Annotated in this window: 8 protein-coding genes; 5 read left to right on the top strand and 3 right to left on the bottom strand. The window is 69.4% G+C overall.

Going from position 1 to position 16,872, the window contains the following annotated elements; genetic code table 11:
• Positions 1–11: 11 nt before the first annotated feature.
• The 3 genes from ACWCQ1_RS39130 to ACWCQ1_RS39120 all read right to left on the bottom strand — a co-directional run bounded on the left by ACWCQ1_RS39130 (position 12) and on the right by ACWCQ1_RS39120 (position 3,120).
• Entirely contained in the window at positions 12–896 is an 885-nt protein-coding gene (locus ACWCQ1_RS39130; RefSeq protein ID WP_358605357.1) for a carbohydrate ABC transporter permease, read from the bottom strand.
• Positions 893–1,711, bottom strand: a complete 819-nt coding sequence (locus ACWCQ1_RS39125) for a carbohydrate ABC transporter permease (RefSeq protein ID WP_358605354.1) — start codon at positions 1,709–1,711, stop codon at positions 893–895. Before ACWCQ1_RS39125 ends, ACWCQ1_RS39130 begins: the two co-directional genes overlap by 4 nt.
• A 149-nt stretch (positions 1,712–1,860) precedes the next feature.
• Positions 1,861–3,120, bottom strand: coding sequence for an extracellular solute-binding protein (locus ACWCQ1_RS39120; RefSeq protein ID WP_451028512.1), 1,260 nt, complete (start codon positions 3,118–3,120; stop codon positions 1,861–1,863).
• A gap of 200 nt (positions 3,121–3,320) precedes the next feature.
• Here ACWCQ1_RS39120 and ACWCQ1_RS39115 point away from each other — a divergent pair, with 200 nt between their 5' ends.
• From ACWCQ1_RS39115 to ACWCQ1_RS39095, 5 genes are all read left to right on the top strand, one after another.
• Entirely contained in the window at positions 3,321–4,220 is a 900-nt protein-coding gene (locus ACWCQ1_RS39115) for an SIS domain-containing protein (RefSeq protein WP_451028511.1), read from the top strand.
• Positions 4,221–4,540: 320 nt separating this feature from the next.
• Positions 4,541–7,570, top strand: a complete 3,030-nt coding sequence (locus ACWCQ1_RS39110) for a TIM-barrel domain-containing protein (RefSeq protein ID WP_451028510.1) — start codon at positions 4,541–4,543, stop codon at positions 7,568–7,570.
• Positions 7,571–7,624: 54 nt separating this feature from the next.
• Complete coding sequence (locus ACWCQ1_RS39105; protein WP_133047721.1) at positions 7,625–9,490, top strand: DUF4091 domain-containing protein; 1,866 nt, start codon at positions 7,625–7,627, stop codon at positions 9,488–9,490.
• Positions 9,487–13,131, top strand: a complete 3,645-nt coding sequence (locus tag ACWCQ1_RS39100) for a beta-galactosidase (RefSeq protein WP_451028509.1) — start codon at positions 9,487–9,489, stop codon at positions 13,129–13,131. Before ACWCQ1_RS39105 ends, ACWCQ1_RS39100 begins: the two co-directional genes overlap by 4 nt.
• Positions 13,128–16,853, top strand: coding sequence for a beta-galactosidase (locus tag ACWCQ1_RS39095; RefSeq protein ID WP_451028508.1), 3,726 nt, complete (start codon positions 13,128–13,130; stop codon positions 16,851–16,853). The genes ACWCQ1_RS39100 and ACWCQ1_RS39095 overlap by 4 nt, the downstream gene beginning before the upstream one ends.
• Positions 16,854–16,872 lie beyond the last annotated feature (19 nt).

Below are 16,872 nucleotides of genomic sequence, written 5' to 3'. Positions count from 1 at the left end.
GTGTTCCGGCCTCATCCGCGGACACCGCCCGCGGTCAGCCCGGCGACCAAGTGACGCTCCACGAAGACGAACAGCGCCACCACGGGCACGATCGCGACGAGCGAGGTGGCGAACAGGTACTGCCACTGCTCGTGGTATGAGGTGACGAAGCCGGGAATCGCCCTGGTCAGGGTCATCCGATTGCTGGAGGAGGTGACGGTGAGCGCCACCACGTACTCGTTCCAGGCGCCGATGAAGGTGTAGACGAGCGCGGTCACCACACCGGGCATCGCGAGCGGCAGGACGACACGGGTGAGCGCGCCGAGCCGTCCGGTGCCGTCGAGCCAGGCGGCCTCCTCCAGTTCCCGGGGGATGCTCGTGAAGTAAGCGTTGAGGATCCACACACAAAAAGGCAGGTTGAACGCCGCGTTCACGAGGATGAGGCCCTCGGCGGTGTCGGTCAGGTCGAGGCTGACCATCTCCCGGTAGATGCCGACCAGCAGCGCGGTCGGCGCGAACATCTGCGTGACGAGTACGAGGAGCAGGAAGGCGCCGCGCCCGCGGAAGCGGTGCCGGGCGGTGTAGTACGCGGCGGGCAGCCCGACGGCCAGGGTGAGCAGCGTCGCCGCCCCGGCGACGTACAACGAGAACAGCAGCGCGTCACCCACCTGTGGGTCGGTGAGCGACCAGATGTGCGTGAAGTTCGTCCACTGCCAGTGGGAGGGTAGATAGGACGGCGGGGACTTCATCAGTTCGGGGGTCGGTTTGAGCGCCGTCAGCAACATCTCCGCGTAGGGCGCGAGAAACGCCAGCGCCACCAGCCATCCCGCGGCGGCGAGCAGGACGGTGCGCAGTTTCATCGGCCGCCGTCCCCTGTGCGGCGCGGCCTGACGAGGCGTGACGGCGATCCTGCTCACGCGGTGTCCTCCTGTCGGCGGACGACGCGGAGATAGACCAGCACCACGGCGAGGACCAGCCCGAAATTGACGACGGCCATGGCGGCCGACTCCCCCACCGACTGGTTGTCGAAGGCGAGCTTGTACAGGTAGGTGGTGGTCGTGTCGGTAGCGAAACCGGGACCGCCGCGCGTCATGGCCCAGATGATGGGGAACGAGTTGAACACGTTGATGACGTTGATGATCGCGGCGACTACCAGTGAGGGACGCAGCAACGGCAGGGTGATGCCCAGGTAGCCGCGGACCGGCCCGGCGCCGTCCACCCGCGCCGCCTCGTACACCTCCGCGGGGATGCTCTGCACTCCGGCCAGCAGGACGAACGAGGTGAACGGCAGCGAGACGAACACTGCCACGCCCATCATCGCGACCAGGGCCTGCCCGGGATGGGCCAGCCAGTTGACGGGGGCGTCCAGCACACCGAGGTCCATGAGCAGCCGGTTGACCACGCCGTAGAAGTCGTTGAGCATCCACCGCCAGATGAGCGCCGTCATCAGCACGGACGAGGCCCAGGGCACGATCAGCGCCCACCGCACCAGCCGGCGTCCGGGGAAACGGGAGTTGAGGAGTTGAGCCAGGCCGAGAGAGAGCAGGACCGTGACGGTGACGACGCCGATGACCCAGACGAGGGTGCGCAGCAGCACTCCGGGCAGGTCGTCCTCGGCGAACAGGTCGGTGTAGTTGCGCAGCCCGGCGAACCCTTGTGACAGTCCGGTGGAACTCACCCGCGTCAGGGACGTACGGGCCATCTCGAAGACCGGCCAGACGACCATGGTCATGATCAGGAGGATCGCGGGACCGACCCACAGCAGCGGCTCCAGCGCGCGCCATGACCTGCGCCCGCGGTGCGGCGTCGGGGGTGGCGCCGCCGGGGCCGGTTGTCCGGCCCCGGCGGCGCTTACGGTGACATCGTGTACGGCCACCGACGTCACTCGCCCTTCCGCGCGGTCTTCTGGATCTCGCCCAGGACCTTCGCCGGGTCGCCGCCGGCCACCGCCGTGCCGATGCGCTGTTTCACGGCGCCGTCGACCGCGGCCCAGGCGGGGTCGTCGGCGGGGGCGAACTCCGCGTCGGCCAGGGCGTCGACGAACGGTTTGTAGTAGGCGGCGTTCTCGCTGTCGGAGCTGAGCGCGTCACCGGCCGACTTGGTGACCGACAGGAATCCCTCGGTGGAGAGGAACTTGGCGGCGTTCTCCTTCCGGTAAAGGAAGTCGAGGAACTTCTTCACCGTGGCCTTGTTCGACCCGCCGCTCTTCTTGAACGCGACGAGGTAGTCCTGCACGCCGAGCGTCTTGTGTGTGCTGCCGTCCTTGCTCGGCAGGGCCGCGACGCCGTAGTTCAGTTGCGGGTTGACGGGGTCGATGAAACCCTTGCGCATGAAGACCGCGCCGTTGAGCATGCCGATCTTGCCCTGGGCGAACTCGTTGAAGACGTCCTTGCGGTTGGTGGCCTCCGGGTTGGGCTGGGTGACCTTCTCCTTGGTCAGTTTGCGCAGATAGGTGAGCGTGTCCACGTTGGCCTGCTGGTCGATCGCCCACCTGCCCGAGCCGTCGGTCCAGCCGCCGCCGTTGTTCATCGCCCAGATCTGGAACTCGGCCTGGGCCTCCTCGGCCCCCAGCGGCAGCCCGAGGCCGATGTAACCAGCCCTCTTGATCTTCTTGGCGTCGGCCTCGACCTCGGCCCAGGTGGACGGCGGCCGGGCGATGCCCGCCTTGGCGAAGATGTCCTTGTTGTAAAAGAACAGGCGTGCGCTGGACAGCAGGGGCAGGCCGTACTGGACTCCCTCGTACTGCGCCTTGTCGCGGAATAGCGGGAGGAAGTCGGTCAGCACGCTGCGGTCTACGACGTCCTGCGCCTTGTGGACCAGGCCGTCGCGGGCGAAGTCGGAGAACTTGTTGTAGTTGAGGACGTCGGGTTCCTGCTTCGTCTGGACGTACGTCTTGACCTTGGAGTCCATCTGCTCCCAGTCGACGACTTCGAGATTCACCCGGTAACCGGGGTTCGCGGCTTCGAAGTCCTTGATCAGTGCCGTCCAGTAGGCCTGGGTGTCGTCGTCGTACTTCGCCGCGACGAACCGGATCGTCCTGCCGTCGGATCCGCCGCTGTCCGAGGAGCTGCCCTTGCCGCATCCGGTGATGGCCAGTGCCAGGGCGAGTCCCCCGGCGAGACCTGCGAGGTGCCGTTTCACGGACTGCCTCTCCGCACGCATCGCGCGCTTCGACTGACGCGCGCCCGCCTGATTGCAAGCTCGCGTTCATGCTTGTTTATGCTCGCTTCGCGGTGCTATCAATCATCGAACGACATGATGCTCAATCAACTGCGCACGGTGTCAAGGGCCGTCACGTCACGCATCCGTCACGCCGCGCGCCCGAGAGGGGAGTTCTCCCCATGAGTCAGACCGAGATCGAGATCGCCACCCAGCCCGACTGCTGGCGGCGGGCCGTGGCACTGGCCCAGCACCCGGAGGACACCCTCTCCGCCTCGCTGCCTCGGCCCGGCGAGCGGGTGGCCGTCGTCGGCTGCGGGACGTCCTGGTTCATCGCCCAGGCGTACGCGGCCCTGCGGGAGTCGGGCGGCCACGGCGAGACCGACGCCTTTCCCGCCTCCGAGATGCCGACCGGGCGCACCTACGACCGCGTGGTCGCGCTGACCCGGTCCGGCACCACGACCGAGGTGCTGGAACTGCTGCGCCGGCTTGGCGGGCACATCCCCACGACCGCGGTGACCGCGGTACCACAGTCACCGGTGACGGAAGTGGTCGACGCGGTCGTCCTGCTGGACTTCGCCGACGAGACCTCGGTCGTCCAGACCCGGTTCGCCAGCACCGAACTGGTGCTGCTGCGGGCGCTGTTGGGCGAGGACCTCGGGCATCTGCCGCAGCAGGGACACTCGGCACTGACCGAACCGGTGCCCAACGCGGCCTTGGAGGCCGAGCAGTTCACGTTCCTGGGGCGGGGCTGGGCCTACGGGATCGCCCAGGAGGCGGCGCTGAAGATGCGCGAGGCGGCGGGCGCCTGGACGGAGGCCTACCCGGTGATGGAGTACCGGCACGGTCCGATCAGTGTCACCGGTCCCGGCCGTGTGACGTGGTGGTTCGGGGACCCGGAGGCCCTGCCGTCCGGTCTCGCCGACGACATCGCCCGCACCGGCGGGCAGTTGGTGGCGCTGGGCCGGGACCCGCTGGCCGACCTCGTCGTGGTGCACCGGCTGGCCGTGGCCCTCGCCGCGGCGCGTGGACTGGACCCGGACAATCCGCGCCACCTGACCCGCTCCGTGATCCTGGCCTGACCCGGCGGCACCCCGGGGGCGGATCTCGGTGGGGCGCAGAATTTACCCCTCCGTTACAAGCGGTTTCTGGGCCCGGCAAAGGCCTCTAAGCAAGGCCCGGAACCGACCGTCACCAGGGACGACAGCGGGTCGACGACAGTCCCCGGGAGGCTCGGAGGGCTGCGGACCTGGCATGTTGACAGGTGGCATCTACAGCAAGAGCATGTGCGAAATCGCTTGAAATCTTGCATGCACACGCAGCATCAAGCACTTTGCACGCCCTGCTCGGCACCTCGCACCGCCGCTTCCAAGCCCCCGTCCTGTCCGACAGGAGGACACGAGTGCACCCCCGACTGAGCAGCACCGGCGGCCTGTTGATCGCTGCCATCCTGAGCTGTGCGGTGCTGGTGGCGCCCGTCACCGGATCCACCGCCGCGGCAGCGGCCTCCGCCCGCCCCGCCGCAGCCGCCACCGGTGGGCCTGAGGTCACCCGCTCCGCGCACGCCGTCACGGTCTCCGTGCCGGCCTCGGCCGACGCCCCCGGCTACAGCATCGACGTGGCCACCGATGAACTCGCCCTGACCACGCGCCGGGCCGGGAAGACGGTCCTCGCCACCGCCCCCGGCGACACCGGCGCCCTGCGTTTCACCGCGGCCGACGGCACCTGGCAGCACGCGACCGGTGTCAGGGGCTGGGCGTGGAAGAACGGGATCCTGACCGTCACCGCCGACAGCACGCTCGACGGCGCCACGGTGGAGGCCCGGATCACGCCTCGCGCCGACCGCTACGAGCTCGACTGGGACGTCCACGGGGGCGGACCCGAGCAACTCGGCCTCGTCTACGACCTGTCCTCGGCCGGTCACTGGTACGGCCACGGCGAGGCGCAGACGCCGCAGGGCGGACCGGGGGTCGACCAGCCCTGGCCGCTGGACAGCGGCCAGGTGGAGCACACCGGCTTCGGCCCCGCCTCGTACAACATGATCGATCCGTTCTGGTACACCTCGGCCTCGACCGGACTGCGCGTCGACACCGGCGACACCATGAACGTGTCCGTCAACGGCGGCAAGGACGGCCTGGGCCGCTTCACCGTCGACGCGGCCGGCACTTACAAGGCGACCGTCTTCGTCGAGTCGACCCCGCTCGCCGTCTACCGCGACTACATCGGCATCGTCGGCAAACCGGCCAAGAGCGACGCCACGTACGAGCAGTACGCCAAGCCGCTGTGGAACTCCTGGGCGCAGTTCTACACCAAGGTCGACCAGCGGAAACTGCTCGCCTACGCCACCGAGCTGCACGACAACGGCCTGGGCGGGCACACCATCCAGCTCGACGACAAGTGGGAGTCGAACTACGGCAATCTCACCTGGGATCCCACAACCTTCCCCGATCCCAGGAGCCTGTCCGACAAGATCCACGCCATGGGGTTCGACTTCGGCCTCTGGGTCACGCTGTGGATCAACCTCGACTCGGCCAACTACCAGTACGCGGCCGACCACGGCTACCTCCTCATGGACGCCAAGGACACCGGCAAGCCGTGCGAGGTGACCTGGTGGAACGGCCAGGCCGGGATCATCGACCTGGCCAACCCCGACGCCAAGGCCTGGTACGAGGGCAACCTCAAGACCCTGATGGACAAGTACCGCATCGACGGACTGAAGTTCGACACCCGCTTCTTCGACGAGAAGTGCGCGCCACGCCAGGGCCACCAGGCCACGGACTACCAGAAACTCGGCTCCCAACTGGCCGACACCTACGACCTGCAGGGCGCCGGCATCCGGGTCCACTGGAACTCCACCGCCCACCGGGCGGGCTTCGTCACCCGCCAGGTCGACAAGGGCACCGGCTGGGACTCCCTGAAGGCATCGGTCAGCCAGAACCTGGCGATCTCCACGATCGGCTACCCGTTCGTCGAGTCCGACATGATCGGAGGCTCCGGCGGGCAGGCCGCTCCCGCCAAGGACGTCCTGATCCGGTGGGCGCAGTCGGCGTCACTCATGCCGCTGATGTACGCCTCCACCTCACCGGTGGAGACCAACGACGTCACCACCGGCCAGAAGGTGACGTACGGCCAGCAGACCATCGACCTGTACAGAGCGGCCATCAAGGCGCACGAACGGCTGGCCCCCTACATCTGGGACCAGGTGCAGGCCGCGCTGAGGACCGGCGACCCGATCATGCGTCCGCTGTTCTTCGACTTCCCGAAGGACCAACCGAGTTACACGGTCGCGGACGAGTGGATGCTGGGCCCGGCCGTGCTGGCCGCGCCCAAGCTCGGCTCCGGCGCCACCCGCACGGTGTACCTGCCGTCCGGCGCCTGGTTCGACGTCAACCACGGCACGGTCATCCACGGCCCCGCGCCCCTCAAGGGCTACGCCGCGCCGCTCGGGGTCACACCCACATTCGTGAAGCTCGGCGCCAAGGGTGCCCTGAAGGCGATCCGAGCCCTGAAACGCGACGACGTCCCGGCCGCTTCCGTCCTGTTCGGTCCGGACGCACCCAGCACCGGGTCCGGCAGGCCCTTCGAGGTCACCACCACGGCCACCAACTGGGGCACCACGGCCATCAACGCCGTCCGCACCTCCCTGACGGTGCCCGACGGCTGGACCGCACAGCCCACCGGCGCCGCGACCGCGCGCACCCTGGCACCCGGCGTCGCGTACACCACCACCTGGACGGTCACCCCAGCCGCCGACGCGGAATGGGGCGGCCACGACCTCACCGGCACGGTGACCTACAGGACCGCCGCCGGGAGGACCGTCACCGTCGACGACACCGTGCGGGCCACTGTGGAGGCCGCCCCCGGCGCCGTCCGCGATCCCTACCGCACGGCACAGACCACCGACGCCCAATACGCGCAGGCCGGCGACCAGTTCGCCATCTGGGCGGGCGGCCAGGACCTGTCCGGCTGGAAGGACGAGAAGGGCGCCGTATATCTGGCCGGCGCGGCAGGCGAGCACTCCACCGTCCAGACTCAGCTGGTCTCGCAGAGCGGCGTCGGCCCGGCGGCCAAGTCCGGGGTGGCGATCGCGAACGACCTCACCGACCCGGCGAAGGGCGGCTACGCGGTCCTGGTGATGACCAGGAGCTACGGGCTCGAGTTCATGACCGACAGCAACGGCGACGGCGTCCTCGACACCTGGGCCGGTGGCGGCTCGACGTACTATCCGGCCCACCTGCAGCTGGTCCGCGACGGCACGACGTACACCGCGTACACCAGCAAGGACGGCGAGACCTGGACGACGGTCGGCACCGCGCAGGTGCCGTCGGCCGCCGGGAACGAGGACGCGGGGCTGGTCGCCAGCGCCGTCAACGCCAACTACCCCGGGGCCACCACCGAGGCCGTCTTCAAGGACTTCTCCGTCACTTCCTGAACCACCGCCCGGCCTTCGACCCAGTCCAGTACGAGCCTGAGAGGGGCCCGGACCATGTCACGCGTTCCGACGGCCGTCGCCGCCTTCGTCGCCGGGGTTGTCATAGCCGCGACAACCACGGCGATCGCCGGCACCGGCAGATCCACCCCGGACGTCAACGGCAGAGCGACGACCACCTGGCTGACCGTCAAGGTCGCCGACGCCATGGGCACCAGGGACACGATCACCTGGGTACCCACCGGATCCTTCGCCTCCTCCGCCGAGGTGCGCGTCCCCCGCTATCCGACCACTGCCATCCAGGGCAAGGACACCCGGGACCTGTCCCTGTCCGCCGTCCGCAACGAGCAGGTCTCCGCCCAGCTGGCCATCGCCTCCGGCCACGACCTGCACGGCGTGAGGGCGAGCGTCGGCTACCTCACCGGGCCCGGCGGGGCGAGGATCTCCGGCGCGGGGACGCAGGTCCGGTTCGTGAAGTACGTGCCCGTGCAGCGCTCCAAGACCGAGATGGACTGGTCGGCCACCATCGACCAGGTCAGCTCCCCGACCGAGGTCTCCGGCGACCGGGACCCGGACGTCGTCGGCGACGCGCTGCAGGAGGGCCCCTCGGTCGACGTGCCCGCCTACGCGGCACAGCCGCTGTGGTTCACCTTCCACATTCCGAAGACCGCGGCCCCGGGCACCTACACCGGCGCGGTGAGGGTGAGCGCCGACGACGGCACCAAAGTCAACTACCCGCTGTCCGTCCAGGTGGCGAACGCCGCCGTACCGGACCCGAAGGACTACCGCTTCTTCCTCGACGTGTGGGCACAGCCAGAGACCATGGCGCTCAACGCCGGTGTCGACCCCTGGTCGGACCGGCACTGGAAGCTGATCGAGGCGTACGACAAGGACTTGGCGGGCCACGGCCAGAAGGTCGTCAACACCACCATCGTCGACAACCCGTGGCACCACCAGTGGTCACTGGGCACCCGCCAGTCGCAGACGTCCACGCCCTACTCCAGCATGGTCGCCTGGAAGTGGGACGGCACCCGGTTCTCCTTCGGCTTCTCCCGTTGGGACAGGTACGTCCGCACGGCACTGAAGGCAGGAGTCGGCCCGGACATCGGGGCGTTCTCCATGCTCGCGTTCCAGGACGGCGAGCACCTCACCTACACCGACACCCGGACCGGGAAGAGCGTCTACCAGAACGTCGACCTGGGTGGAGACCGCTGGCGCGAGGCGTGGGGCACCTTCCTGCCCGCCTTCGTCAAGCACCTGCGGGCCAAGGGCTGGCTGGACCGGACGTATCTGTCGTTCGACGAGCGGCCGGTGGCTTCCATGACGGTCGTGAGGGACTTCGTCCACGAGGTCGCGCCCGAGTTCGACCAGCGAATCTCCGTGGCCGGCTCGGCCGGCACCGCGGACCTCGCGTCCGACCTGTCCGTCAGCTGGGACACCATCGACCAGATGACGGCCGCGAAGGCCGAGGAGCGCCGGGCCGAGGGCAAGGTCACCACCTTCTACGTCTACGGCGCCCCGGCCCACCCCAACACGCTGTCCTACTCGCCCGCCGTGGAGGCCCGGATGCTGCCGTGGATCGCCGCACAGCGCCACCTGGACGGCTTCCTTCGCTGGTCCTACAACAGCTGGACGTCCGATCCCTTCAGCCAGCCGGTGTACATCTTCACGCAGGGCGACGAGTACCTGGTCTATCCCGGCAAGAACGGCCCGATGTCCAGTGTCCGTTGGGAGCAACTCAAGGACGGCATCGAGGACTTCGAACTGATCGACGAGTTGCGCGGGAAGGGCGGTGGCACCACCGACGGCGAGGCCCTGACCCAGGCCCTCACCACGGCGACGCGCGACCTCGACGGCCGCACGAAGGACGTCACCGATGTCGAGACCGCGCGAGCAGCTGTCGTGAAGGCGCTGACCTCATGATCATGAGACGAGCCCGGCTCGCCGTGCTCGCGGCCGCCCTGCTCGCCGCCTGTTGCCTGACCGCACCCGCCGTGCAGGCCACCCCCCGATCGGCGCCCACCGCCGCGCCACAGGCGCACACCGTCACCTACGACCAGTACTCAGTGCGCATCGACGGGAAACCGGTGTACCTGTGGGGCGCCGAGCTGCACTACTTCCGACTGCCGAGCCCCGACGCCTGGCGCGACGTGCTGCAGAAGATCAAGGTCGCCGGATTCAACTCCGTTTCCCTGTACTTCGACTGGGGCTACCACTCCACCTCCCCCGGCTCCTACGACTTCACCGGCGTCCGCGATGTCGAGCGACTCCTCGACGAGGCCGAACGCGCGGGCCTGTATGTGATCGCCCGCCCGGGCCCGTACATCAACGCCGAGGTCTCCGGCGGCGGCTTACCGGCCTGGCGCAAGACGCACACGGGCGTGAACCGCACCTCCGACGAGGGGTACATGAAGGACGCCCGGGAGTGGATGAGCCGGATCAACCCGATCATCGCCCGTCACCAACTCAGCCGCGGCACGGGCTCGGTGATCCTGTACCAGGTCGAGAACGAGTACCAGGGCGGTGGCCTGTCCGCCGACTACATGCAGACCCTCATCGACTGGGCGCGCGAGGACGGCATCGAGGTCCCGACCTTCGTCAACGACGGCGGCCCCAACAGGAACTGGGTCAGCGGCAAGGGCGCCCCGGACATCTACGGCTTCGACGCCTACCCGCAGGGCTTCGACTGCTCCGCCCCCGATACGTGGAAGGACCTGCCCGACTATTCCTATGTCAACGACTTCAAGGCCGAGTCACCCCTGATCATCCCCGAGGCACAGGGCGGTGCCTTCGACCCGTGGGGCGGATCCGGCTACAACGCCTGCCGCGAGCTCACCGGCACGGCCTTCACCCGTGTGTTCAGCAAGATGAACATCGCCGCGGGCGTCACCGGCCAGTCCTTCTACATGACGTACGGCGGCACCAACTGGGGCTGGCTCGCCGATCCCAACGCCGTCTACTCCTCGTACGACTACGGCGCACCGATCACCGAGTCACGGCAACTCACCGACAAATACGAGGAGTTCAAGCGGCTCGGCTACTTCGTCAACGCGGTGAAGCCGCTGGCCCGAACGGACACGGCCCCGCCGCCCGCGCCGAGCGACGACGCCCTGCGGATCGACCGGAGGGTGAACCCCGACGACGGCACCCAGTTCCTCACCCTCCGGCACGCAGACACCCGGGTGAAGGCCACCGACACCACCACGTTCTCCCTGTCCGGCCGGGACGGCGACTACCCGCGCGTCCCGCAGCAGGGCACCATCACACTCGCCGGCCGGGACGCCAAGATCCTGGTCGCCGGCTATGACCTCGAACGGCAGCGGCTCGTCTACTCCACCTCCGAGATCATGACCCACGCCCGCATCGGCGCCGACGACGTGGCGCTGCTGTACGGAAGGAGAGGCGAGGCGGGAGAGACCGTGCTGCGGTACAGGTCCAGGCCCAAGGTCACCGTCCTCGCCGGCAAGGCGGACGTCACCTGGGACGCCGAACGCGGTGATGTGCGGCTGAACTACACCCACCAGGGCCTCATCCGGGTACGCATCGGCGACCTCGTCCTGCTCATCGTGGACGATCAGGAGACCGCGCAGTGGTGGCGGCAGGACACCGGCTCCGGGCCGGTGCTCGTGCGCGGCCCGTCCCTCCTGCGAACCGCGCAAGTCGACCACGGAACACTGAAGTTGACCGGCGACTCCACGAAGGCCGCGAAGATCGAGGTCATCGCCGACGCCGCACACGTGACCTGGAACGGGCACCGCACCGCGGTCACCTCCGCACCCCGCCCGGTGAAACTCCCCACCCTCGACGAGTGGCGGACGCGGGGCGAGGACCCCGAGTCCGCACCCGACTTCGACGACTCGGCGTGGACCGTCGCCGACCACCTCAGCGCCAACAACCCCGACCTCGCCGGCTACGCCCCCGTCCTCGCCATGGACGAGTACGGCTTCCACCAGGGCGACGTCTGGTACCGGGGCCGCTTCCGCACCACGGGCCGCACGAGCGCGGTGACCCTGAACGCGAACACCGGGCCGCACGGCATCTACGCGGCCTGGCTGAACGGTCGCTACCTCGGCCATTCCGGCGACGGCAGACATACCTTCGACATCCCGGACGGGACTCTCACGGACGGCGGCGACAACACGCTCGCCGTCCTCGTCGAGAACGCCGGCCACAACGAAGAATGGGGTCACGACTACTCCAAGGAACCGCGCGGACTGCTCTCCGCCGACCTCATCGGCGCCGACTCCACCATCACCTGGAAGATCCAGGGCACCCGAGGTGGCGAACACCCCGTCGACACGGCCCGCGGCGGCTACAACAACGGCGGCCTGTACGGCGAGCGTTCCGGCTGGTCCCTGCCCGGCTACCCGGACGGATCCTGGACCCGTACGACCCTCCCCGCACAGTCCGCGAGGTCCGGCCCGGGCCTGCGCTGGTACCGCACCACGGCCCGGCTCGACCTGCCCCGCGGCCAGGACACCCCCCTCGCCCTCGAACTCGCCGACGGGAAGGGCGGCAAGGACTACCGGGCCCAGATCTTCGTGAACGGCTGGCTCATCGGCCGCTATCTCGCCGGCACCGGTCCGCAGTCCCGTTTCGTCATCCCGAGCGGTCTGCTCGACGAGCACGGCACCAACACCATCGCCACCGCGGTCTGGTCCACGCACGACGGCTCCGGACCCGGCTCCGTTCGCCTCGTCGGCCTCGGCGCGAGCGCGGGCGGCATCCCCATCGGGACGGTGCGGGCGCCGTCGTACGACCCGAAGACGTACGCGGACCCGCCGACGGGTGCCGAAGTGACGGTGACCGCCGAGCCCTTCCTGAGCGCGGGTGAGGCGGGCCGGGCTACCGTCTCCTTCCACGTCCGCGAGAAGGCGGCACGCGATGTGGACCTGACGCTGAAGGCCCCCGACGGCTGGACGGCCAAGGCGGACGACCCGACCCACTTCGCCCGGGTCGCCCCCGGTGCCACCGTCACCGCCCGGTACACCGTCACTCCGCCCGCCGACACGGTGCCGTACGCCCTGCTGTCCGCGACAGCCTCCTACGGTCAGAGCGGACGCACCGCGACGACCACCGGCGAACGGGCCGTGCAGGTACCGCCGCCCGCACCCGCCGGGGACGTGTACGTGAGCGATCTGCCGCTCGTGCGGGCCGTCAACGGCTGGGGCCCGGTCGAGAAGGACACCTCCAACGGCGAGAACGTGCCCGGTGACGGACACACCCTGACCATCGCCGGCACGACGTACGCCAAGGGCCTGGGCGTGCACGCCGACAGCCAGGTCCGCGTCTACCTCGGTGGCCTCTGCACCCGGTTCACGGCCACCGTCGGTGTGGACGACGAGGTCGGGGACAGCGGGAGCGTCTCGTTCAAGGTCACCGCGGACGGGCGCGACCTCTTGACGACCCCGACCCTCCGAGGCTCCGACCCGGGCACGCCGGTCGACGTGGACGTCACCGGCGCTCGCTGGCTGGACCTGACGGTGGACAGCGGAGGGGACGTCTCCACGGACCACGCCGACTGGGCCGTCGCCCATCTCACCTGCACGGGAGGCAAAGGATGAGCCGCGCCAAGCGATGGCGTGACGTTCTGGCCGGCCTCGCGTCCACCCTGCTGCTGACCGCGCTTGTGTCCACGGCCCCGGCCCGCGCGGCAGCCGAACTTCCGGACCGGGCGACGGCCGCGACAATCCCCGCCTCGGCCCACGACATCACCTACGACCGCTACTCCGTCACTGTCGACGGCAAACGCGTCCTGCTCTGGTCCGGCGAGTTCCACTACTGGCGGCTGCCCAGCCCCGGCTTGTGGCGCGACGTGCTGCAGAAGATCAAGGCCGGCGGGATGAACGCCGTCTCGATCTACTTCGACTGGGCCTACCACTCCCCCGCGCCCGGAAAGTACGACTTCTCGGGTGTCCGTGACGTCGACAAGCTGCTCGACATGGCCCGGGACGCGGGGCTGTACGTCATCGCGCGTCCCGGCCCGTACATCAACGCCGAGACGGACGGCGGCGGTTTCCCCGGCTGGCTGATGACCCAGCAGGGCCGTGCCCGCTCCACGGCCCCCGACTACCTGGACGCGGCACACCAATGGCTGCGCCACATCGACCGGATCCTCGCCCGCCACCAGGTGAGCAACGGCACCGGACCGGTCCTGCTCTACCAGGTGGAGAACGAGCTGTACGACCCCGACGGCCGGCCGTACATCGTCGATCTGAGCAAGCAGGTGCGCTCCGACGGGATCACCGTCCCGCTCGTCGGCAACGAGCCGAACGCGCAGTACGCGGGCGGCGACGGGCTCGACTTCGTCGGCGAACTCGACCAGTACAACTCCTTCTGCAAGGGCCAGTGGTGGCTGCCCACTCTCAAGCGCCAGGACGAGACCAAACCCCTCGCCGTCTTCGAGGCGGGCACCGGCTGGTTCCAGACATGGGGCGACACCGGCTACGACGAGTGCCGCGAGAAGATGGGCCCCGCCTACGAGAAGATCGTCGACAAGCACGAGATCATGCAGGGCACCACGGTCCAGAACCTGTACATGACCTACGGCGGCACCAACTGGGGCTGGCTCGCCGACCCGCGGCAGGTCTACACGTCGTACGACTACGGCGCCCCGATCACAGAGGCCCGGCAGACCGGTGCCGACTACGACGAGCTGAAGCGGCAGGGTCTCTTCTACACCACCACCGCCCCGCTCACGGCCACCGAACCGGCGGACGCGCCCACACCGTCCGACGACGCCGTCCACGTCGAGGCGCGCGCCAACCCCACCACGAAGACTCAGTTCCTGTACGTCCGCCACACCGACCCCATGGCCGGCTCCGACGCGGCCGCCACCTTCGACTGGAAGACCCCGGACGGCACCTATCCGGTGGGCGTGCGGCTGAACGGGCAGACCGGCAAGATCCTCGTCGCCGGCTACGACCTCGGCGGTCAACGGCTCGTGTTCTCCACGAGCGAGCTGATGACCAGCACGAGGGCCGGGGGCAGGGACGTGGCCGTCCTGTATGGCGCCGAAGGCGACCCCGGGCAGACGGTGCTGCGATATGCCTCGAAGCCGGACGTCACCGTGCTCGACGGCGCCGCCACAAGCACCTGGGACGCCCTGCGCGGCGATCTCCGGCTCGACTACGACCACAAGGGCCTGACCCGCATCCTCGTCCACGGCGGTGGCCGCCCCGACCTGCTGCTGCTCATCGGCACCGACGCAGAGGCCGCCGGTTTCTGGCGGCCGGACGGCACGATCCTGGTCCGCGGCACCGAACTGGTCCGCACATCCGCCGTCCACGGCTCCACCCTCGCCCTGACCGGCGACGCGGCGAAGCCCGGCCCGCTGGAGGTGTTCGCGGCACCCGGCGTCCGCACGGTCACCTGGAACGGCACCGCGGTGACCACCGTACGTACCTCCGCCGGCAGTCTGCTCGGCAGGATCCCCGGCCCCCGGAAGGTCACCCTGCCCGAACTGACGGGGTGGAGGACATCGACCGAAAACCCCGAGTCCGCCCCGGACTTCGACGACTCCGCCTGGACCTACGCCGACAGACTCACCACGGACAACCCGACCCGGCCGGGCACCCTGCCCGTCCTCTACCAGGACGCGTACGGCTACCACTACGGCTACGTCTGGTACCGCGGCCACTTCAAGGCCACCGGCACCGAGAAGTCCCTCTCCCTGACCGCTCTCGCCACCAACCCGGACACCGCCTCGAAGGCGGTCGGCGTGTACTCGGTGTGGATCAACGGCCGGTTCGCCGGAACCAGCCAGACCGGCCGCCACACCTTCGCCCTCCCCGACGGCCTGCTGAGGAAGGGAGCGGACAACGTGGTCTCCGTCCTCGTCGGCACCATGGGCCACAACGAGGACTTCACCTGGAACAGCGACGACCACAAGCAGCCGCGCGGTCTGACCGAGGCGTACCTCTCCGGCTCCGACGCGCAGATCACCTGGCGCATCCAGGGCGCCAGGGGCGGTGAGCAGCCCATCGACGCGGTACGCGGGCAGATGGACAACGGCGGCCTGTACGGGGAGCGTTCGGGTTGGACCCTGCCCGGCTACCCGGACCGCTCCTGGGACCGTGCCACCCTGCCGGCCGCCGGCAGCGCCCCCGGCGTCGCCTGGTACCGCACCACCTTCGACCCCCGCCTGCCCAGGGGGCAGGACGTCTCCGTCGGCGTCACCGTCACGGACGACCCGCAGCGGAACTACCGCGCGCTGATCTACGTCAACGGCTGGCTGATGGGCCAGTACGTCAACGACACCGGACCGCAGCACACCTTCCCCATCCCCAACGGCATCCTGCGCACCGACGGCAGGAACACCATCGCCGTCGCCTCCTGGAGCGAGGACGCGAAGAGCGGCGGCCTGGGCAAGGTGAGCCTGACGACCCTGGGCAACGTCACTTCCTCCCTGCGGGTCGCCGACGTGGCGTCGCCCGCGTACGGCCCCGGCCGGTACGCCGATCCGACGGTCCCGGCCAGGGTGAGGGTCGACGCCCCGGACACCGTCGAGCCCGGCGGCCACTACCCGGTCACGGCCACGGTCTCGGTACCGCGAGACGGCCACCCGCTGCGGGGCACGTCCCTGTCCCTGGGCCTCCCGGACGGCTGGAGCGCGAGCCCGGACTCCCCGGTCGGGCTGGGCACCGTGCAGCCCGGGCGGTCCGCCGACGCGACCTGGACGGTCACCGTGCCCGACGACCAGAAGACAGGCACCGTCACCGTCCTGCGCGCCACGGCACGCTTCACCCGCGGCACGTCAACAGGCCCGGTCACGGGCTCGGTCGCCGGCGAGGAGATCTTTGCGGCCCAGCCACCACCGCTCACGACCGGCGAACACTACGTCAGCGATCTGCCCTTCCAGTCGTCCAGCAACGGCTGGGGACCTGTCGAACGCGACCAGTCCAACGGTGAGAGCGCGCAGGGCGACGGACTGCCGTTGCGGCTGCACGACGTCGCCTACGCCAAGGGGCTCGGCATGCACGCGGCCGCCTCGGTGCGGGTATGGATCGGCGGCACCTGCACCAGGTTCAGGGCGGCGCTGGGACTGGACCAGGAGACGTACGGACGGCCGGACGGCCCGGCCACGGTCGCCTACAGCGTCCTCGCCGACGGAGTGACCGTCTACGAGAGCGGAACCGTCGACCGTGACACGGCGACCAAGCCGATCGACGTGGACGTCACCGGGGCCCGACGGCTCGAACTCGTCGTCGCGGACGCCGGGGACGGCAACGCCCTCGACCACGCTGACTGGGCCGACGCCAGGCTGAGTTGCGGGGGTGTCGCGTGATACGCGAACGCGGACGAGC

The sequence above is a fragment of the Streptomyces sp. NPDC002144 genome, from assembly GCF_053593695.1.
The sequence above is the reverse complement of the archived record's forward strand: the minus strand, read 5'-3'. Positions and strand labels throughout refer to the sequence as shown.